Genomic DNA, 21,140 nt, shown 5'->3' with positions numbered 1-21,140 from the left:
TCCTCAACTCATTGCTATTTTGTTATACTTTTCTCTATACTCAAGTGGCGACATCCCGGTTATTTTTCTAAAAACCTCCCGAAAAGCTTTATCGTCCGAATAACCAACTTCGTCCATTACTTCATTTATATTCTTTCTTCCTTTTTCCAGGATGCTTTTGGCCACTTCTACTTTTACCCGTTGCAGATATTCCACAGGGGTATTACCGGTAGCTTTGATAAAACGCCTGTCAAAATTCCGCCTGCCTGTCGCTAACTTTAAAGCCAGTTCTTCAAAAGAAATTTTCTCTCTCAGATTTTCTTCAATGTAAGTTTGTGCCTGACAAATCATCTCGTCACCATGTTCCTTTTGCGTTTGAAAAATGAAAAAAGGTGACTGCGATGTTCTGTCCATATCAATCTGGAAAATTTTTGAACAATAAATAGCGGTTGCCCTGTCAAAATATTTCTCCACTAAAAAAAGTATCAGGTTTAAGAACGAGTATGCACCACCGTTAGTATATATTCCTTTGTCAGCAGTAATTAATTTGTCGGCCTGAAGGTCAATGTTTGGAAACAATTGCCTGAATTTATCTGCTAAATCCCAATGTGTGGAGCAGGTCTTCCTATCCAGCAATCCTGTAGCAGCCAGCAAAAATGCACCTGAACACATTGTCGCTATTTCAGCCCCGTTCTTATATTGCTCCTTTATCCAGGTAATAAGTGCTGCGTTCTCATGAATCAAATTGTCTTCATAGGAAATGGAAGGAATTATCAACAAGTCCGTTTTCTTTATTTTAGTAATGTCTACCGGATGAATCGAAAAAAAACCTGCATCTGTTTTTAATTCGGGTACAAACCCTGCCATACATATTTCCAGCATTGGTTTTTTCCCACTCCGTTTCCAATATGCATTTGCACCACTCAGAATTTCATAGGAACCAGCTATGCTACTAAGATTTACTTTCCCCTGGGGAACAATAATAGTTACCTGCTTCATTGTTGGAATTTTGAACAAAGGTATACATTAATATGTCCAAATCAACCCGGTAAAATGTCCATTTCACACCACTACACTACCTGAATAAGACTGTATCTTTGATAAACAAGAAGGACAACGCACCTGTGATGCCAGGCTAATTCAATAATAATCTTCTAATACAAAAAGAAAAATGACAAGAAAAGATAATATTCTGAGAGCAATGCTCATTGGCTGCTTCGTGACATTTTTACTTCCACGGGATGGTTACACACAAACGGCACCTGATAGCACAACTATTAAATCAAATTTATTCAATAAAAACAAAACAGCAGTTATGGAAGAAAAAGATTTTACAACAAGCATTTTGGTAGACCAGTCTCCCGAAGAAGTATTCAATGCCGTTAATAATGTTCGTGGTTGGTGGCAGGGAGAAATTAAAGGAAGTACCGACAAGCTTAACGATGAGTTTACCTATCAGATGAGGGATATGCATTTTTCAAAACAGAAAATAGTGGAAATTACTCCCGCCAAAAGAGTGGTATGGCTGATTACTGAAAGCAAAATAAATTTTGTAGCCCACAAGGAAGAATGGATGAATACCAAAGTCATCTTTGATATTTCCAAAGAAGGAGAAAAAACCAAACTCACTTTTACACATCAGGGGCTTAAGCCTACAATCGAATGTTACAATGGCTGCTCTGGCGCCTGGGGCCAACTTGTAGAAAAAAGTTTATTCAGCCTGATTACAACAGGTAAAGGCGTTGATGTATTTTAAAATAGATAATCAAATCGATCGTTATGGGAAATTATGAAACATTTTACCAATTACATCATAAGAAAACACCTTTAATTCTTGCAAATGCCTGGAATGTAAAGAGTGCTCAAATAATAGAACAAAATGGTTATGATGCCATTGGCACATCAAGTGGCGCCATTTCAAATTCATTGGGGTATGAAGATGGTGAAAAGATGCCATTCAGCGAACTGCTTTATATTGTACAAAGGATAAAAGCAGGCACCAATATTCCCCTGTCAGTTGATTTGGAAAGAGGATATACCAACAACCTAACAGAGCTAACAGAAAACATCCAAAGACTTGTTGATATCGGAGTATCGGGGATCAACCTGGAAGATGCCCAGGGAGAAGAAATCTATTTAAAAAAACTGGAAAGTATTAAAAACCATTTGGAAAAAAGCAATCAAAAGCTTTTTATAAATGCAAGAACAGATGGCTTCCTTTTGAAAATTGACTCCCCACTGGAAACGACCATAAAAAGAGCAAAATTATATCAGGATGCAGGTGCCGATGGGCTATTTGTTACCGCCATATCAGATGCGGCAACCATTAAAGAAATCGCTTCATCGACCACACTTCCTCTAAATATAGTTGGTTCGCCTAAACTTTCATCCATACAGGCGCTATCTGAATATGGGGTTCGGAGAATTAGTATGGCGGTACTTCTATACAAGGCATCTTACAATCAATTAGGTAAATTGATCAAAGAGGTGAACAATCAACAATCATTTGAACCGCTGTTTTAATTCAGTTCTAAGGGTGTTTGTTTTCTTTTTTCTCAGACACTATGGGATGCTTTAACCAGCTGTTACAGGATCAATTACGGTACTCACCTCGCTGATGGAATTGGCTGGAAATCCACCCTGTTTTGCATGCTCACGGATCATTTCTTCGTTAGGCGCGATATAAATACAATAAATTTTATCGGCCGTCACATAACTTTGTATCCATTGAATTTGTGGTCCCATATTATTCAGGACATTACAAGAAGCTTGTGAAAGTACTTTCAATTGTTCTCCTGACAATTTACCTGCACCGGGAAGTTCCCGTTCGATAACATACTTAGGCATAACTTTAGTTTTAGATTTTCAGATCACAATGACAGTTGATTCATGCTCATTTCTGCGTTTTTTACTGGCTCTGATATTGGGTGGGTGGTCAATGGGGTAGTTACCCAAATGTAAGCAATTTTCCGGGTTAGTGATGAAGTTGTGGCGTATTCGTTCATATGAAACATATGGTATCTTATTTGTGATCGCAATGACCTGGGATTCATTACATTTGGGGGCTAACTACTGATTGCTTTTATACTTTTTATTTATAAAAATTTGTAGGATAAAAAAAGATTTTTAATTTAGGTCATCTCCTCGGGATGTAGCGCAGCCCGGTAGCGCGCTTCGTTCGGGACGAAGAGGCCGCAAGTTCGAATCTTGTCATCCCGACAAATTGATTAGAAACCGCTCTCAGAGCGGTTTCTAAATTTTAGTCCAATTTGATAGTTTAAATATATTGTTCATTGCTAAGTAATTATGGTTCGAATCCAGTTATCAATTTCAACGTATCAAATAGCTGACTACCAATCGCTGTAAGTCGAGTCCCCTTGCTTATTTCCAGCTTTTGAGGGCTATTAATTTAATGCTCGTTGTAATCAGCTACCGTATGATGTCATATTTTTTAACTCTCAAAAACAAAAGTATCTCCATTCCCATAAGAATTTCTGCTGCCGTTGATTCACTGCTCTAAACGATATAGGCGATATTATCTGCGATGCATTTTTCCTTTATTCTAAATGATGAGCCAGTAGGAATTGCGATGAAGAAACTTTCAAGGAATTTACGAATACCAGTGAGCTCCGTGATTAGACCATAAGGAGGCATAATTTAGTAAAAGATAACCTTCTCCCATTTTAGCTTGTTTTCTCCGCCCTCAATGTAGTGGAAAAAGGCAATGTTCTTTCTATATGACTTTTCTGCTAATTGTCTCAGTAAATCTAAATTCTCTTTTTGCACGCTGTTTAAAGTCGCCAGCTGTTCTTTAATTTCCTCCATAGTATGTTTGTTAATGAAATTGGAAACCTGCCCCAGCAAACCAACTACTACGTCTGACACCTGGGTTAGTATGTCCGCCTTTGAGTCACTGAAGTCAAAATTAGCAATCGGCTCGCCGTGGTATGTAAGAGTTACCCTTTCCATTTCCTTTTTTATATCTGCTTCCTGATCAAAATGGTGCACAGAATTGATGAATGTATAAACTGGCCTTTGATAGAGAGAGACTAGCCCGTCTATCATGACATGTTTCTTTTCATCGGTCAGGAAGATTAGTTCAGCTTTTTTCAGTGCATGTTTCAGTACATGCTTCAAATTTTGAACACCAAAATGAAAAAGCGGATCCCTGGAAAAGCTATCTACGATGGTCAGAAGGTCGGAGACAAACTCAGAGCACTTATCCTTAGGGATATTTGGATACTCATACTCATACAACATATCCATGAAGTCTTCCCGTTCTGTTGCCGCTATTCGGTAAAGTGTATCCTTTAGCAGGTTCCCAAAACGAGGATCGAAAGCTTGTGGAAATGGGTAGTCGTTTAGTGCAGAATCAATGATGTCCGCCAGAGCATAATACAATACATTTAAGGACGAGAGATGTATATAAAGCTCCTTGTTCAAGATTTTCTTCAGTAACGGAGTTAGCATGCTGGACTTAAGACAGTCTAGAAGATCGCCTTTCCGACAGATGTGCCTAAACTTCACTTCGACATAGCTTTTATCTAATTGTACTCCAGAGAATATGTCTGTCAAGTCGGGCCGGTTTCCATCATAAGATACACCGCCTAATATGAAACTTTTCTCATCTGTCACATTGAGGTTTGCATTTTTCCATTGAAATTTTTTGACATTGTTTGTCTCATCGTAAAAGAAGGTCATACTTACATCAAAATCGCATTGTGGATTCATCTTTGAAACCACATCCCTAACTTCGTCCAATGGTATTTCTTCTTTTTCGCGTGGCGCTGGTTCTTCCGGCTTTGGAGTTTCTGATGGTAGAGTTGTTTCGCTCATCGTTGTTGGTTTATTTCGAAATTAGCATATGCTAGCGTTTTATCATAAACTTTGCATAAGAGTTTAATCGAAGCCGTTCAGCTCTACCATTGACAATGCCAATATTAGCTGCTATTTCTTAACTCAAGAGGGTTACTATATTTATCGATAATTTTTAGAGAGCCTTCAAATAAAATCTCGTCCAAATACTGAGAACTTTTACTCTTCTCTCCACGCCAGTATTTCTCAGCCGTCTGTTCGAAATCGGATATTTTGAATATGTCGAGTTTAATATAGGAGCCGTCTGCATTAAATATTTCCCCTGTCGCAGACACTTTGAAAATTTGACAATTTGCAGAGGTTTCTTTAAAGTCTAAGTACCATTTGTTTAGGTTTTCGAGCGATGTCAACCAAACACATTTTAACCTTGATGGTAAACTACTGTCCACATACTGGCGGACTCTTTCATAAATGAGTTCTCTGGCTATTTTTCTTGAAGTCAATAGAGCATCAAATGTTGTATCGAGCATGTCAAGAAGGTGCGATCCATAATCAAAAAGATCAGTATTTGACTGAGATAGCATCTCTGTTCGACGAAATTTATGCCACTTGTCAATATTTGGAGATAGATATTCTATTAGATTTTGTTCGGTCGGCCAATTTGAAATTGTCCGGTGAGGTTCACTATAAAGCCCGCCAAAAAAATAGTTATAGTCGTCTATTGGAGTTATGAACTCTTTGCCAACTTGCCAACATTCGGAATGGTGATTCTTTCGGTGTATATGATATAGTTCCAGGTCTTTTACTTGCATGAAACACAGAGAGGTTTTGTTGGGTATAAATGGGATAAGTTTTCTATTGAAGATGTCATAGTGTTATACGAAATGTTTTTCTTTGAGTTTTGTGTAGTGTTGTATTAAGTAACGAATAAAATACCGATTCGAGTTACTCTTCATACTTAAAGATAAATTTAACTAAAAATAGCCTATTTAGACATTTTACGTATATGATAATTATAGTCAATTGGCGGTCATTGCATGTCATTTGACGGGATTGCAGAATGCACGATTTAAATGTTTTTTAATCATAAAAGCATCGATTTTGACTAAATCATCGATTAAAAAGTTCGAAATGTGCCCTGCCGCCCCCGACAAAATGATCAAAAGGGAATAAATGTGATCAAATGTGGTCATTTTGCTCCCTTTTGATGAAAAAATATTCTTTTTAAGGCTAATGGAACTAAATAGTAAACGAGTTTAATTGCTTATTACACGGATTGTATAGTTTAAATTATTACTCTCAACCTTATGATCAATTATCGTCATCGGTTTAAAGCTTTTGGAAATATCAAGAGCTAGTACAATTCCGTGTTCTATTTGAGCATGCTCTAAATATGTCAATAACTGTTGAACAGAAAGAGCACTATCTAATTGTTTTGAAAACTTTTTAACTTCCAGAATCACTCTTTCGCTATCTAACTCAATTAGAAAATCTGGCCTTAAGTTCTTGCCTATGTTAGGTTCCTCTTTTACAACAACGTAGGGCAAAAATGAATTAAGATTAGCCTTTAGAAAACCTATCAACTGGGCTTCTAAAGGATGTTTTGTTGTTAAATCACCGTAATTAATTGTTTCAGAAAATAGCATCGAGATTATTTCAAATAGCCTCCTCGCTACTTTTAATCCGTCTTCTTTAATTTTCAGAATTTCATTTTTTGATTGCTCAATCTTGCTTTTTTGGTGGTCAAATGCAATCTTTTCAAGAATCTGATTAAGCAGTAAATAAGCAAACGATGAAACACTTGAGATAGCGATGAATGCCTCATTGTTATCAAAGAACAACTTATAATCATGGGTTGATTTATTTCGCCATTCACTCCTGTAATTCTTAAATAGTTCTAAGACGCGAACTTTGAAAATTCCATTGTCCTCAAAAAATTTCTCAATCTTGTAAGGTGTCTCTTTAGTTACTTCTGATTCTGACTTTCCAGCTAGAATTTTATACGCCTCTTTCAATGCTCCTTCAAAAGCCTGGTTAGTTCGATAAATAACATCATTGTAATAGTTGTCATCGTCTTCTCCTAAGCTATAATAGCGTTCCGCTCTCTCTAAATGAGAAATAACTGCATCTAAGAATATTGATTTTTCGATTTGGACGATTTGTTTGATCTGATTTTTTATCAATTCTAAGATGTTCATAGTGCTATTAATCTAAAATTTGCAGGTGGATTTGCTAAAATAAGGATTTCTTTTTATTTGGCAATTTTAGAATAGTCATACGTATTATTATACACGATAAATAAAGGTACGATTCTACTTCATCGGGATCAACAGCATGTCTATTCGGGTTTCTTCCATGCCTATCAAAATCGTTCACATATTCACAAATTTCACCAAGAATTGACGCTAACTGTCTGAAACTTGTATTTTTTGAAATAGAGCTTTGTGCAAGGAACTATCATGCAAAGGTTTTGTTAAACCGGCTTTTTCTTGAACAATATTTTCAAGTGCATTAAGTTTTATGTTCCCGGACAATCGAAACCATTAAGAGATCCGAACAGCTATTTAATGATTATAGGCAAGATGCATTCGGGATTTTCTGGCATTCAGTGGACGTTGGAAGAAATGGTTTCTGAAGAGAATGAAACAGCCATTTGGTTTACCATGCAGGGCACACATGACGGAGCATTTTTTAGGATTTCTCCAACCGGAAAATCCATCAAAGTTCAGGCAATGAATTTTTACTGATTGGCGTATAACCAGATTATTGAAGAATATGGACAACCGGATTTACTTGGCTTGCTGCAACAAATTGGGCTGTACCTAAGTTCTGAAGGCAACTCAAAACGAATTTGCCGGCCGCTAACAGTGCATTAGCACATATGGCCGGGCGACGAATATATTTTCAGCTTTTGTCCGCTACTCAGCTTCGGTTATGGTGCAAATCATATGGATGGGAGAATGGAGGGTATAGCCGCGAAGCGGATTATTCCAGGTATACACCAGAGTGCTTTCAATTGATAGAGACTTTATTTCATTGCTGATAATTTTTGTGCTGATTTCTGATGAAAACTATCAATTCTGATTAAATCAGCCACAAAAAAGTTCGAAATGTGTCTTGTCATCCCGACAAGCAGTATCAAGGCATGAAGTTTAGCATATTCTCCTGGATGCGGTCCATGATCAATCCAGACAGATTACATATGGGTAGCCACAGGTAAATATTTCACCTATCGTCCTGCCTGGTTGGCCATTGTATGCTGTGGAAGCCATCGAAGATGAAAAAAAACAGCACTAATGGACGCAGAATAACCAACACTATCCTGTTGAATGTTCTTATCGTAAGACATTTTCTCAGCAACAAAATGGATAGAGTTGGTAAACTTATTCCATATACCTTCCTTATCATGGTTAGGATCTCCCGGATGAACATACTGATACCATTCCCCCGGGGCACCCGTTTCACTGGCATCAACATACATTTTCCACTCTCTTGTTTCCTTTTTAATAGTATTCTCCTTTTCCTCCAACAGCTTGCACCGACCGAGCAACACTTTTAACTACCTGCCGTTTTTTTTTAAAGGCAGGTGAATTCCTGCCGAAATTATCGTGGTAATTATTTTAATAGCTGAAGGGGTACCTAAACCCTTATTATTGCCGTTAATATGTAATATGGTAAACCAGCTTTTATGAACCAAAATAAAAGAACCAATACTGCTCGTGGAACGTTCTGCGCTATACTGTCGTTGACTGTTTCGTTTTGCAGTGGCCAGCAATTATCGATACCAAGCGACAACCCACTTGTCACCAGGTTAGATTCTCTGGTTGATCAAAGCGCTCAGCGATATTTTCAGGATAAAAAAGCAGTAGGGCTATCGATAGGGATTGTGCAAAAAGGCACCATCCACTTTTATAATTACGGAGAATCGAAAGCAGGTACTAACCAGCTTCCGAATATCCATACTATTTACGAGATAGGGTCTGCTACCAAATCATTTACGGGTATCTTACTGGGACAGGCGATATTGGATAAAAAAATCAGGCTGGAGGATGATATACGCCACTACCTGAAAGGATCGTATCCAAACCTGAGTTATAAGGGGGTACCCATCCGCATACGCGATCTGACCAACCATACTTCAAGGATAACACGCATCTTCCCCAACATGTGGCAAAGGCCGGCTTACGACTCCCTTAATCCGCTGCGTGATTATAACCGGCAATTGCTTTATGAAGGGCTACACCAGATGAAAATGGATACGCTGCCCGGCAAGATCTATTCCTACTCCAACATGGCGGTAGCCTTGCTAGGCATCATACTAGAAGACACTTATCAACAAGACTACTTTGCGTTGGTATCCAACAAGATCCTTACACCTTTACAGATGAAGGATACGCGCATAGATATAACCTCATTGCCGACCAGTCGCATTGCGTGGCCCCATAATGAGCAACGACAAGTGGTGCCGTTATGGGATATTTCGAAGCTGCCTGCAATGGGTGCGCTACGGTCTTCCACAGCTGACATGGTTAAATTTATAAACGCCAACAACAAAGAGACAAGCCCAGCTATAGCGCTATCGCACAACGTTACTTTTGGCACAGAAAAAGAAGGCATGGGACTCAATTGGTTTATCCACAGTACGCCTGACGGCTATAAGGTTCTCGAACATAGTGGCGGAACGGGCGGTTCGCGTAGCTCGTTGGAATGTTTCCCTCAGCTTAACTCCGGGTTTGTGATACTTACCAATAGCCTTGCCAATCGTAACAATCTGGAAAGGGAATTAGCAGTCATTGTGGTAGGGGTAGCAAAACCAATCATCGGTACTTTATAGCCTTAACCTATGCTATCAAAACCTACGACAGAGGCATGTTGATCCGGATGGCAAGCGTGCATTTTAGCGGTTTTATTTCGGGCAGTTACCAGATGACTTATTTGAAAAAAGCAGCCACACTCCAATCGCCACATTAATTGCAACTAACCCAGTGGTAAAAAGCAACTTTCCTGCTACAGACAAACTCCAACCTTACCGGGAAACCTTTGCCGGAACGTCCAGAGCGGATATGGGATATTGCCATTATTTATCCTCTTGACACTCCAGCACCAGAGCACCTAAGAGAGAAGGAGTACATAGCCATCAAAGCCTCCCAGCTTACCCCTATCATGCCACTACGGTAAATACTACTTTAAATTGTATATTAGCTTTCATTGGCGTGAAATCCCTGATTTCCCTTGCACCTTTCATTGAATTTACCTAATAGTACAAATTTATAGTAAGATAATATGATGCAGTTAGTCCGCCAGTTAAACCAGGTACCAGATCCTATTATTACAGCAACAGACATTGTTTATAAAAACGGTAATAATGCAATTGTACGCCTGGACAATAATCTTTCCCTTACCGAAACCGCACCACATGCGGAACCGTTTGTGCTGGCAGGAATAATAAATGAGGAGGTGATTATTCGCACCAGGGACAAGATCATTGCATGGGATACAAATAGCAACATTAGAAAAGAATATCCCTTCGGATATACAGGGAGTTTGCAGATCAAACTGCTGTATGATGATAACATGATCATCCGAAATAAAACGGCTTCCGGATGGAAGCTGAGCAAATATAATTTCCGGACTGCCAGCATTATCTGGGAAACTGATGGCACCTATACCCATCTTTTTGCCAGCAATGGCAATCAGATGATTGCCACGCATACTGAGAAAAAAGAAATCCTCACCGGTTTCAGCGAAAAAAATGGTAGCCTTCTCTGGGAGGTGAATATAAAAGACCTGGGCCTTCCTTCAGATACCTATGAGATCACCGGTCAGCTGCAGTTTGCCGCAGGGCGTATATACGTGGGTGTTACAGGTGGTCAAACAGACTATTTACTTTGCCTGGATGCTGGCAACGGTCAGTTATCCTGGCAGGTAAAAGGCGCAGGCATGAAATTCCAGGCAACTGACAAGACCATCCTATGTTTTGTAAATACTGAAATATGGCATGTTGGTGCAACTGACGGCCTTCGACTTTTCAGTGCAGACATTTCATCCCGCATCCAAGCAGCAGGAATTGATCCTTACGCCAACGTAATATTCAAGGATAATAAAATGTACCTGGCTAGTATCCTTGATACCACAATCAGCCAGTGGAACATACAAACCGGCGAGCTATTATGGCATTACCCGATACATGATACCAGTAAAACAGGCCGCAGGGGTATTATGATCCCGGCGGCTGCAGATGCGTTCTATGTATTTGATAACCGCATGTGCGTGCTTGATTCGGAACAGACCTTACATGTATTTGAAAATAACAAAGCCACCAGAGGTATATAAATATATAGGTTTACCTACTGAAGCTGTTTCAACTAGAATTTCTCAATATCTGGATATAATGCAGGGAAAGATAACCTTTAACCGGTTCTATATTATTGAGTCACTTAAACCGGAGGAAGATAAAACAGGAAAAGATTTATTTGACAACGTTTTTCAACCGCTACTTAATGAGAACCGGTTTCTTGCTGCTACATATATTTCCCTTGACAGCCGGGAACAATTTCATAAAGCCAAGGTTTTCATCCAGGCAGGTTCTGGTGGTGTGGGCACATTTGCCATTCAGTTCGCGAAACATTTGGGCGCTACTGTAGCTACCACAACAAGTGCCGGTAATATTGATTTAGTCAAAAGTCTCGGTGCAGATATTGTAATTGATTACAGGAAAGAGGATTTTGAAACAGTATTGAAAGATTACGATATAGTATTGAATAGTCAGGATGCAAAGACTCTTGAAAAATCTCTGCGAGTATTAAAACCCGGGGGAAAACTTATTTCTATCGCTGGTCCGCCTGATCCCAGTTTTGCAGAAGAAATCAAAGCACCCTGGTTCATGAAATTCATAGTGCACCTTCTGAGCGCCGGAGTATCGCCTCCTAAAAATCATCATTCTTCAATTGCTGTAACACTTCTTCAAATCTATTGTCTCGTTTAGCTCTAATAATTAACCCTTGTGCCAGGTAAAAATGTGTTTCATATCGCTTGTGCGCGAGTAGCGTGTCTATATTTTTAAAGCAACCCTCCCAACAGCGCTTTAGTTAGCGCCAATATTTTACATGAATACCAATTAATAAATTTTCGAAATTTATACGAAATAACATCCGGGAATAAGCAGGCGCATTTTTGCAAAGACGTAAAAACGCATATTTGCCATTTATTGTATGCAAAAACAAATTCAATGAAAAGATTTCTTTGAAATGGCCCGGACCCATTTAGCCGGTAACGGATGTCACCGGCCAAATGGAGAGGCTTCATAACATAAACTTTTAAATGTTAATTTTCATTTACGGTGCAACCGGCAGGTTATCAGTACGGAAAGGACGAACAGGTAACCCTTCCAAAGAAAAAACATTACCAATACCCGTATTGGAAAAACCGTATCTTACCGATTCAGGCTTCTCTACGTTTTTACTCCAAACGATCAGCGCGTCATTTTCCACCTTTGCGGATGCTTCATAGAAAACATTGTCTGCTCCGGCTATATACAATGCAGCTGGTGCTTTGCCATTGATCCTGAGAGAAGTAGGAACGTTGGTAAAATGTAGCACTGCTTTATTTTTGCGGATGCTCATTTCTTTGAATACCGGACTTTTCCAGGTAAATCCCGTTTTACCATAATTTTCCCCAAGCGCCCAATTGGCAAGCCTGTTGCCAACTGTTCTCTTATCCTGGGGATGAATATCTTTTACATTTTCTGTAACATCGGCTACTACTACCATACCGGTTCCGGCAAGAGCGCTGCTGCGTGCCTGTGCATCACGAAGCAATGCCGCCTGATATTCCTTTTCGTAGGAGAACGGTGCTATCTGAACATAGTAAAAGGGCAGCTGTTTATGCCAGGCATCACGCCATGCCTTTATCATGCCAGTGAATAATGGTGTATAGGTATCCGCAGTATTCACATTGGCTTCTCCCTGGTACCAGATAACTCCCTTTATGTTGAAATTGATAAGAGGGGCTATCATAGCATTATAAGCATAACCGGGCTTGTTCGGCCACCAGACAGAAGGCATTAACTTAGCGGCAGCAGCAGAAAGCCCGGGTTCACCGGTTACAAGATATTCCGGCGCCCATACCTCAGCCGGTGTTCCTCCCCAGCTGGCATTGATCAGTCCAACAGGTACCCCCAACGATTTTTGCAGTTTTGCGCCGAAAAAGTATCCCACTGCACTGAAGGGCTTCAGGCTGTTGCTGTCGCATACTTCCCAGCTTCCGTGACAGTCTTCCTGGAGATCTGCGGCCGTAGTTTTAGCTATGTTAAAGAACCGGATATTATTGTTACTGCAAACGGGCAGCTCCTCTGCTATTTGCCGGATGCCGTTATAGTAGCCATACTCCATGTTAGACTGCCCTGAACACAGCCATACTTCACCGATCAGGATATTTTTCAGTACAATTTCATTGGATCCTTTCAGCCTTATTTCATAGGGACCTCCTGCTGCGGGCGTATGTACTTTCAAAGTCCACTTTGCATCACCGCTTGTGGTAACCGTCACTGTTTTGTTATCCCAGCCTGTAAACACCGTAACTTTTTCTGAAGGGTTTGCCCATCCCCAGATATTTACACTGTCGTTTTGCTGTAGCACCATGTTGCTGCCAACGAGTGCCGGCAGCCTGATTGTGGCATGAAGTACGGCAGGCAATAGCAGTGTAATACTGTAAAAGAAGAGTTTTTTCATAATCGCGTTTAATAATTTAGGCGTTAATATAATACCCGTACTCAACAAATGAAAATGTGAGAGCTGCGCTTTCTTCATATCTACTGAAAGCACAAAATCATCCGCTAAAGATCTTGAATATACAAAACCGGCCTTTTTGTTTTAAATTCACTCAAGCACCATTACAAATCCACTATTTGCATTCAAAGTAAGATCAACCTTCTTTTGCATTGTTGTGTTCAGGACTGTTTTTGAAAACAGCTCACCTTTTGTACCGTCTGTAAACAAGGTTGCCACGCTTTTCTTAAATGAGGAAAGGTCAATATCTACTTTCTTTTCATTTTTATCTCCATTAATACCAGCAATATACCAGCGTTTGCCACTTCTCCTGGCTATAACAGCGTATTTCCCCGGGTATCCTTCCAAAAATCTCACATCGTCCCAGTTGTCAGGAATCTTTCTTAAAAAATCTTTCACATCAACGGGTACCTGCACCATTCCCTCCGGTGATTGTGCATAATGCTGTATGCCCGATAAGAATAAAACCGAAAGGGCCAGTTCAAAGGCAGGAGTAGTTCTTCTGATACAATTAGACGACGTAAGCCCCGTTAGATTCATGGGCGTAAAATCCATCGGGTCGAATGCATTCCTGGTGAATGGCAACATAGCGCAATGGTTGGCCTGCTTGTCGGCTGCCTGCTGGTCAAATGTTACCATCTCCATACCGTAAATTGCTTCGGCTGTCATAAGATGAGGATAGGTTCTTTGCCAGCCCCTTGGCAATGTAGCGCCGTGGAAGTTTACAAGCAGCTTATATTTTGCAGCATCATTCAAAATATCAATGTAGTATTGGATCATGCTCTGGCCGTCTCCACCAAAAAAATCAATCTTTACGCCTTTAATACCCATTGCCTGCAAACGGCTAAATTCCTTTTCCCTTCCTTCCTTGGTAAGCAATAGATCTTTAGGATGATAAGCGATTGTGTTCCAGTCACCCGCAGAATTATACCATAATATCAATCCAATATTCTTTTGTTTTGCATATGCAGACAGTTCAGCTATTTTATCATATCCTATCTTGGTATCCCAGTCTGCATCTACCAGGCAATATTGCCAGTGCATGTCATAAGCATAGTCAATGTATTTCTTTTGTTCATTAAAAGTGATGTTGTCATCCTTGCTATTGATCCAACTCCAGCTGGCTTTCCCCGGTTTTATAAAAGCGGTATCCTTTAACATTGCTGCCGGAGCCAGATCGGTGCCCAGTGTTGACTCAGCAATTGTTTTCAAACTTCCAATGGTAATAATACGCCAGGGTGTAAGCCAGGGCTTATTGTTTACCGGTAAATAGCCCCCGCCGGTAAACACTTCCCTCGGATCAGCAAAGCCGATTGAATAAACAGCCGAGGCAGAATCATTGCTCAATCTTGTGCCGCAATAAGTACCGTCAAGCGCCGCTTCGGTAATCAATACCCAGGTATCATTTGTTTTAAACAAAGCAGGGTACACCCACCCCGACTTTAACGGCGATACCGTGCCCACAGGAATATCCTGTAAATAATGTTCTTCATAAGATGGATGACAATGCTCGAAACCTGTTTTTGCTTCACTCATGGGTTGCAACCAGGCCCTTGTTCCTTTATCAAATGCAAATGAGGAATGTTCTTTAACGATCGTTTCACTATTTTTTATCCAGGGAAACCGGTACCGGAAAGCTACCCCGTCGTTGGATAACCTGAAAATGATATCCATTTTTTCCTTTCCATCATTAGCAAAAGTCATCACTAACTGACTCGCCTGGTAAAAAATGCTGCTTTTTTTTGCATTCTTCGTTTGGTAGCTATCTGTTATCCGTACCGGTTTTGCTGTCATGACCAGCTTCATGCCTTGTGTAAAATCATGCGCCTTCATCATCACGCCTAAAGCCGAAGGGTGAATGATATCAACACCGGATCTTTGTATCCCGTATTGAATTTCCCCTGAAGGGGATAAGAATACATTTAGGACAATGGCCTTGTCCGGGCTTTTTAATTGAGCAACCTGTTGTGCCTGTAACGGATTCATTATTCCGATATTCATGCCAATCAGGAGCCAAACTAAAAGAATTGTGTTTTTAAAATTCATTTTCATAACTATTGACTTACAATTTTATCAAATCAAAAAAAGAAAATATCGATCTCCCAACTGTAAAAAATTGTTATGGCGATCTATCTATGCGTGAAATTGGGAATGCTTCGCCGGAAGCATTCCCATGAACCGGAGAAAGGTCTGTTAATGAACGACGAGCTTCCTGGTGAAACTGGATCCATTTGAATCTATCGTGATAATATAGAGTCCTTTATTCAGCCGGGAATCAACCTCAATTTTGTTACCGCCCTGCGTTTTCTTTTCATAACGTATTCTGCCCTGGTTATCATAAATCCTTACGATCGCGCGTTTGGGGATTTCCTTCAGCAAGATGGTAAACCTTCCCTCACTGGTGGGATTCGGATATATACTAACCGCATTCTCATCAGCGCTGCCATTCGGTGATTTGCCGGCAGCCGAAGTATCGCTAATCCCTGCCTGGGATTCTCCCGGTAAAGAGCCAATCAGGGCGATGTTAAAGTTTTGCGTGCTTTGACATCCACCGCTGTTGGTATAGGTGGCCATATAGTTTCCTGTCTGGCTGAACTGGATATTTGAAATATATACTTCCCGCGTAGCCGCACTAAAATTATTCGGCCCGCTCCAACTCCAGGATCCTCCCTGTGTGGGCTGAGGACCAAACTGTACGCTTCCACCTGCAACTAAAGAAGCATTGGCTGTTTGTTGCCAGGTTCCGTTATTAACCTGTACATACGGTGTGATGGCAGTAGGTGTACAGGCGGCAGGGTCCCAGTAAATTAAACCTCTTCCTCCGCCGGCGCTCATATATACCCTTCCGGCAACGTTCATGTCTCCGATCAGCAATGGCGCGCCTGCGAACTCGTTGGCATCATCGTTTATCCTGATCCAGCTCACACCCTGATCTGTTGATCTGAAAAGACCTGTCACGCCCGACACTGTTCCCCAGATGAAAATTGTGGGATAGCCGGATCCGGGTATTGCCTTTCCTATTCCAACCGTTTTACAATAAGTTACATTTGAAACAGCCGTATAGGCGGCTCCGTAGTTGGTGGAATATTTTAATCCATTGTGCCCAAGAGGTACCCACACATGACCTTCGAGACCTGGCGCTGTGCGGATCAGGGCTGGTTCCCACGGATGATTCGCGGTAGACGCGCCTAGTGTGCCTGCTACTGAAAAACTGACTCCTTTATTGGAGCTCCTCAGCATTTGTCCGTTGGTTGGATTGTAAATATAAAAATAGTTTGAATTTACCTGGTCGGCAACCGGAGCAGCGTCTCCGAGTGATACACCCGAACAGCCGGACCAGCTGGCTCCGTTGTTCGTCGTATAATAGGTAGTTGTTGAACCTCCGGGGCAATGCAGTATAGTTCCTCCATCAGCGCTGACGGCAACCCTTCCTCCTGCTCCCATATTGGTGGAGGCTCCCGTCCATGCAGCACCTTTATTGGTGGAATAGTAAACAACGTTTCCCCCGTTAGAAGCTCTTACTACTTTATTTGTATTCCCTGCAGCATAAGCAATGCTTTGGTTGTTATAATCCACAGGGCTAAGTTTCTTTGTGGGATAAGCAGTCAGCGGATCATGCACAAAACCTGTTACATCTCCAAAAGAAGAAATAAACGGCCCTCCGGGAATACTTATCCCGTCAAGTAACGCAGTTTCTTCCAGCCCGGTCACATCATATTTCCATGAAGGATTTACGGCTGTAATATCGGAACAGGTATATACTCCGCCGCCGCCGATTACCCGCACCTTTGAAGGATTGGATTGATCAAACTCGATACAGTCCATCCAGTTAACCGCGCCCCCGACAGACCACCCTATGCCATTACTATCATATGTAGCGTTCGTGCCGTTTTTTAGTGCCCAGGTAGATCCACCATCGGTAGAAAGGAAGATAAAGTCTCCCCAGCCGGTACCGAACTGGTTGTTCCAATACATGCCACAGGTAGAAACTATTACCCGGTTAACATTAGTCGGGTCTATACTTACTCCGCCGTAGGCATAATCCTTCGAGTGAACAGGGGTAACGTTTGTCCATACGCCGGTAGCCGTATTGAGCTTATACAGCTTTCCATCACCGTTACCGGATTGCGGACCTGCATCATCCGAATAGGTAACATACATCGTAGTTCCCAGCAACGCTGCGCGGTGCGGCATAAAACTGGTGGTTGCGGAAATGGCAGTAAAGGTGGCGCCTCCGTTTGTACTTTTATAAATATTCGCGCTTCCTGTGCGGGAAATGCCTATGTACATGGTTTGAGTAGCCCCTCCCACTACGGCGCCTGAAGGATCAAAAACAACAAAACATATTCCGTTCTCATTGGGTGTAGTGGTTACGCCATTCCAGGCTAGATTCCAGGTAACGCCGCCATCCGTACTTTTCCATAATCCGTTAGCCCTGGTTCCGCAGAATAATATGTTACTGTTTTTGGGATCTACCGCAAGACGTTCTCCGTTCCCGCGCCCATTCCCATTTCCATGCGCTTTAAATTTAGCTGTAACATCTGTATAGGTGAAAGTATTTCCTTTGTCCGTAGATTTCAATATAGCCGTTCTTCCGTTGTTGATATAGGAGGTACCGCAGAGCATATAAACATTATTGGCGTTTTGCGGATCCAGCGCCAAGGCTTCCACGCCAATAAATCCATTTTCTGACTCGTTAATCCAGTCGAGCAGCTGAACCCATTTGCTGTTCGCGGCATCCCAGCGGTAAGCTCCACCTACATCCGTGCGGCAATACCTATCGCCGGATGTTTTGTGGGTAACGATCCCTGTCACAAATCCGCCGCCACCAACAGGCGCATTCTTCCAGACATAGCCGGTGGACTGCGCCGCCACTTTATAGCCCGGAAATACCATACCCAGAAGCAGTAAACAGAGAAAGGCAAGTTTCTTTTGCCTGAACTGCGGGAATATCTGAAAGGACCTGAAAGATTCGAAGACAAAAGGCAGCATAACCTTTTGTTTAAATGGTGTTAGTAATCTTGTTTTCATGGAATTTAAGTTCGTTTAAGTAAAATTGTGTGGAGAAAATTGACAAAACGAAACACGTTATCCTTATGCGGGTGTGGGACGAAAGCGCTAACATCATGTCATTATACCGGAATAGCCCCGGGCAGCTTAATGGGAGCAGGCGTATTTTCATAACAGGAATCGTTCTCTTACTGAATGTTGCAAAACTACCCAGCTATTCCTTAAAAGGTGGACTCAAATGTTGCAGATCACGGTGGGAAATGTTTCAAATTCTGATTTTCATAGGGATTTTGCCGGCTAAACTTCTTTGCGGGCGTTTTCTCATTCCGGTAGTGTTGCATTATTTAGGGGCTGGCTATCGACAAACTGCCCGAATTTGACAATTCAATTGTTTGCACATGAATCACTTTGTTTATATACTTCAAAGCGAAGCAACTCACAGACATTACGAGAAGATTCTTTTTAAGAGCTAATTTCACCCTTATGGCCTTTACCACGTATAACAATTATTTTGCTGTTCGGATCAGGTTCCAGTTTTTTTCTAAGTTTTAATATAAACATATCCAGGCTACGCCTCACAATAACACCTTCATCTTCCCATATCCCCTTTGCAGCCGGCTTCTCTCTATAGTCTCGTTAGGAGACAACGCGAAAATGAGTAGTAGGCGTGTTTCCGTTCCTGTCAGGTCTATGGTCTTTTCATTTATTACCGGCGGCCGTTCCTCCGCATTAAACAAGACCAGGCCAAAAGTGAATACGCTGGTACCCTCACTTTGGGTAAGGCTCTATGTGGCTTAACAGATCTCAAAAAATAAAACCAACAAATGCTAAAAATGGCAGGCTGCCCCAGAAGATATCCATTCTTTACAGTATTTATTCCTGTCGATTTGAATTTAATGTTAATCATGTAACATGCGCTGGGTTGCTCCCTTCCTATGCGTGCTACAATATCATCTTTTGTATTTTTGGATATAACCTAACCTATAGGCTACACTGAAGTCAGTTCGAATGCTGTCGTTATCCAAAGCTGTTGCTACTTCTTAGGCTACTCTCCTAAAATGAACCCTTCAAATCGTTGAATTTGACGGGTTGCTTGAAGAATCAGTTTTTCTCGTCCAAATAGCTGTTACATTGATTACTTGAGAATCAGTCATTTCGTTAACTTGAATCCTGGTCTTTACTCCATGAATCATTACCATAGAAGCTCTACCAGTCTCAATAAAATATTTAAACTCATTGCCGTCTACCAAATGTATTATGCCAAAAGTGAAAGAATCTTTTTTGTATCCTTTAAAATCGCCATACGTTTTAACTGAAGCACCATTTAAATTACCCGATAGTAATATTCCCTTTTCCTTCGTTATCAACTTTTGAGTAGTCAATACACTGAAATTATCTCTATCTATCACAGTAGAGCAAATCACTGGTTCAGTGGATGAAAAGCCGATTTCTATTTCCGGGTATGCGTTTTTGAAAGTAGTGGGTTCTTCATAAAACCTTGTGCAGTTGAAGTCGTATGGCTTTATTGTACTTCTTTTAATTGCCGCAATACAAATGTTGTGGATAGATTTGTCCGATTTTTTCATATTAAAATGAGCTAAAATACTGTAATACTCATAAATGAGTAAGCTTTTCTTCTAGTTGCCCTCCTGTACAATTTTTAAAATACCAACCCTTTAATGATTTGCTGATTGAACCTGCCTGGAATAATGTATTTGTTGTAACCAGCCATTGTTCCGCACTCAGCAACCACCTTTGCGAGGGGCACGTTTATAAATTATTCTACTATCTCGCTCTACATAGTCGCCCGATACTATTGGGTATAAATACTTGGGCGCATACGACACATTATGGCTTCTTATAATTATTTTGTCGTTAACTTTCAGGCTACGCAATTGCTGAAATTCATTAGACGTTTCCAGTCCAAAGCTGAGAATATAGTCGTCACCATTAATCCTGGCCATCACTCCGAAACCCAATCGTGAGGCTGGTGGAAGAGAAAGAGAGGTTACAACAGCTTCCATATTGCTGGAAGCATTTATATGCTTGCTTATTTTAGCCGCACCGTCAAGCACTTTTTTACCTTCAGGAGACGCTTCCCATTGTTTGAACTTTATACCTTCAGGGGTAGCTTCCCATTGTTTCAATTCGGCCTTCATTTTAGCAGCAGAGGGTGGCCTGGGGGTCGATTTTTTAGAACCTCCATTTTTTATTTCGCTATTAGCAAATACTAGTCCACTTACCACAACCAGTAGTAAGATCAGCGCATAAATAACTTTTTTCATATTTTTTGTAGGTTTAATTAACATAGATCTGTCTCCAGATAAATCAGATTTGATGAAGGCATTTCTTTTATTTTCCATATCCTTTTAAAGTTTGTGCAACAAAAATACTTTGATATCCTTCAGATCGGGAACCTGGATTGTAAATAAAAGTGTAACCCTTTGTAAATATTATCTTGACATTACGTTTATAAGAAGAAATCTACTGTACGGGAAAGGTAAATGCCCCTACGGATTGTTTACATTTATCTCTCTGATAAGCGTGGCT

The 21,140-nt window shown here is 40.9% G+C and carries 18 protein-coding genes and 1 tRNA gene; 7 read left to right on the top strand and 12 right to left on the bottom strand.

Going from position 1 to position 21,140, the window contains the following annotated elements; all coding sequences use genetic code 11:
* Positions 1-3 precede the first annotated feature (3 nt).
* On the bottom strand, positions 4-978 hold the full coding sequence (locus AB4Z08_RS20885; protein WP_441575719.1) for a GlxA family transcriptional regulator: 975 nt from the start codon (positions 976-978) through the stop codon (positions 4-6).
* A 316-nt stretch (positions 979-1,294) separates the two neighbouring features.
* Here AB4Z08_RS20885 and AB4Z08_RS20880 point away from each other — a divergent pair, with 316 nt between their 5' ends.
* Together AB4Z08_RS20880 and AB4Z08_RS20875 are read left to right on the top strand one after the other, a co-directional pair.
* Positions 1,295-1,735, top strand: a complete 441-nt coding sequence (locus AB4Z08_RS20880; protein WP_441575718.1) for an SRPBCC family protein — start codon at positions 1,295-1,297, stop codon at positions 1,733-1,735.
* A gap of 23 nt (positions 1,736-1,758) precedes the next feature.
* The gene (locus tag AB4Z08_RS20875; protein WP_441575717.1) at positions 1,759-2,502 is read left to right on the top strand and encodes an isocitrate lyase/PEP mutase family protein; all 744 of its coding nucleotides are present in this window, start codon (positions 1,759-1,761) and stop codon (positions 2,500-2,502) included.
* Positions 2,503-2,553: 51 nt separating this feature from the next.
* Here AB4Z08_RS20875 and AB4Z08_RS20870 read toward each other — a convergent pair whose 3' ends face one another.
* The gene (locus tag AB4Z08_RS20870) at positions 2,554-2,826 is read right to left on the bottom strand and encodes a DUF4242 domain-containing protein (RefSeq protein WP_441575716.1); all 273 of its coding nucleotides are present in this window, start codon (positions 2,824-2,826) and stop codon (positions 2,554-2,556) included.
* Between the two features lie 298 nt (positions 2,827-3,124).
* On the opposite strand from AB4Z08_RS20870, the gene AB4Z08_RS20865 reads away from it, so the two are divergent.
* Positions 3,125-3,198, top strand: a tRNA-Pro gene (locus AB4Z08_RS20865).
* 438 nt (positions 3,199-3,636) lie between these two features.
* Here AB4Z08_RS20865 and AB4Z08_RS20860 read toward each other — a convergent pair.
* The 3 genes from AB4Z08_RS20860 to AB4Z08_RS20850 all read right to left on the bottom strand — a co-directional run bounded on the left by AB4Z08_RS20860 (position 3,637) and on the right by AB4Z08_RS20850 (position 6,992).
* Positions 3,637-4,815 (bottom strand): DUF3800 domain-containing protein, encoded by a 1,179-nt coding sequence (locus AB4Z08_RS20860; RefSeq protein WP_441575715.1) that lies wholly within the window; start codon positions 4,813-4,815, stop codon positions 3,637-3,639.
* A gap of 104 nt (positions 4,816-4,919) precedes the next feature.
* Positions 4,920-5,606: a DUF2441 domain-containing protein gene (locus AB4Z08_RS20855; RefSeq protein ID WP_441575714.1), complete on the bottom strand. Its 687-nt coding sequence runs from the start codon at positions 5,604-5,606 to the stop codon at positions 4,920-4,922.
* Positions 5,607-6,050: 444 nt separating this feature from the next.
* Positions 6,051-6,992, bottom strand: a complete 942-nt coding sequence (locus tag AB4Z08_RS20850; RefSeq protein ID WP_441575713.1) for a GxxExxY protein — start codon at positions 6,990-6,992, stop codon at positions 6,051-6,053.
* Positions 6,993-7,283: 291 nt separating this feature from the next.
* Between AB4Z08_RS20850 and AB4Z08_RS20845 the strand changes: the two genes are divergently transcribed.
* Positions 7,284-7,541 carry an ester cyclase gene (locus AB4Z08_RS20845; RefSeq protein WP_441575712.1) on the top strand — a complete coding sequence of 86 codons (258 nt, stop codon included), beginning with the start codon at positions 7,284-7,286 and terminating at the stop codon, positions 7,539-7,541.
* A gap of 482 nt (positions 7,542-8,023) precedes the next feature.
* On the opposite strand, the gene AB4Z08_RS20840 is transcribed toward AB4Z08_RS20845, so the two are convergent.
* Positions 8,024-8,347 carry a hypothetical protein gene (locus AB4Z08_RS20840; RefSeq protein WP_441575711.1) on the bottom strand — a complete coding sequence of 108 codons (324 nt, stop codon included), beginning with the start codon at positions 8,345-8,347 and terminating at the stop codon, positions 8,024-8,026.
* Between the two features lie 135 nt (positions 8,348-8,482).
* On the opposite strand from AB4Z08_RS20840, the gene AB4Z08_RS20835 reads away from it, so the two are divergent.
* The 3 genes from AB4Z08_RS20835 (at position 8,483) to AB4Z08_RS20825 (ending at position 11,779) form a co-directional block, all read left to right on the top strand.
* Positions 8,483-9,628: a serine hydrolase domain-containing protein gene (locus tag AB4Z08_RS20835; protein ID WP_441575710.1), complete on the top strand. Its 1,146-nt coding sequence runs from the start codon at positions 8,483-8,485 to the stop codon at positions 9,626-9,628.
* Between the two features lie 449 nt (positions 9,629-10,077).
* Positions 10,078-11,127, top strand: a complete 1,050-nt coding sequence (locus tag AB4Z08_RS20830; protein WP_441575709.1) for an outer membrane protein assembly factor BamB family protein — start codon at positions 10,078-10,080, stop codon at positions 11,125-11,127.
* Positions 11,090-11,779, top strand: a complete 690-nt coding sequence (locus tag AB4Z08_RS20825; RefSeq protein WP_441575708.1) for a zinc-binding dehydrogenase — start codon at positions 11,090-11,092, stop codon at positions 11,777-11,779. Before AB4Z08_RS20830 ends, AB4Z08_RS20825 begins: the two co-directional genes overlap by 38 nt.
* 349 nt (positions 11,780-12,128) lie before the next feature.
* On the opposite strand, the gene AB4Z08_RS20820 is transcribed toward AB4Z08_RS20825, so the two are convergent.
* The 6 genes from AB4Z08_RS20820 to AB4Z08_RS20795 all read right to left on the bottom strand — a co-directional run bounded on the left by AB4Z08_RS20820 (position 12,129) and on the right by AB4Z08_RS20795 (position 20,953).
* Positions 12,129-13,523 carry a sialate O-acetylesterase gene (locus AB4Z08_RS20820; protein ID WP_441575707.1) on the bottom strand — a complete coding sequence of 465 codons (1,395 nt, stop codon included), beginning with the start codon at positions 13,521-13,523 and terminating at the stop codon, positions 12,129-12,131.
* 147 nt (positions 13,524-13,670) lie between these two features.
* On the bottom strand, positions 13,671-15,566 hold the full coding sequence (locus tag AB4Z08_RS20815) for a glycoside hydrolase family 97 catalytic domain-containing protein (RefSeq protein WP_441575706.1): 1,896 nt from the start codon (positions 15,564-15,566) through the stop codon (positions 13,671-13,673).
* A 207-nt stretch (positions 15,567-15,773) separates the two neighbouring features.
* Positions 15,774-18,611, bottom strand: coding sequence for a T9SS type A sorting domain-containing protein (locus AB4Z08_RS20810; protein WP_441575705.1), 2,838 nt, complete (start codon positions 18,609-18,611; stop codon positions 15,774-15,776).
* A 441-nt stretch (positions 18,612-19,052) separates the two neighbouring features.
* Positions 19,053-19,151, bottom strand: coding sequence for a hypothetical protein (locus AB4Z08_RS20805; protein WP_441575704.1), 99 nt, complete (start codon positions 19,149-19,151; stop codon positions 19,053-19,055).
* 506 nt (positions 19,152-19,657) lie between these two features.
* Positions 19,658-20,176 (bottom strand): hypothetical protein, encoded by a 519-nt coding sequence (locus AB4Z08_RS20800; protein ID WP_441575703.1) that lies wholly within the window; start codon positions 20,174-20,176, stop codon positions 19,658-19,660.
* A 156-nt stretch (positions 20,177-20,332) separates the two neighbouring features.
* A complete protein-coding gene (locus AB4Z08_RS20795; protein WP_441575702.1) occupies positions 20,333-20,953 on the bottom strand; it encodes a hypothetical protein in 621 nt (206 codons plus the stop codon).
* Positions 20,954-21,140 lie beyond the last annotated feature (187 nt).

The sequence above is a fragment of the Chitinophaga sp. RAB17 genome (genome assembly GCF_052114225.1).
GTDB lineage: Bacteria > Bacteroidota > Bacteroidia > Chitinophagales > Chitinophagaceae > Chitinophaga.
The sequence above is the reverse complement of the archived record's forward strand: the minus strand, read 5'-3'. Positions and strand labels throughout refer to the sequence as shown.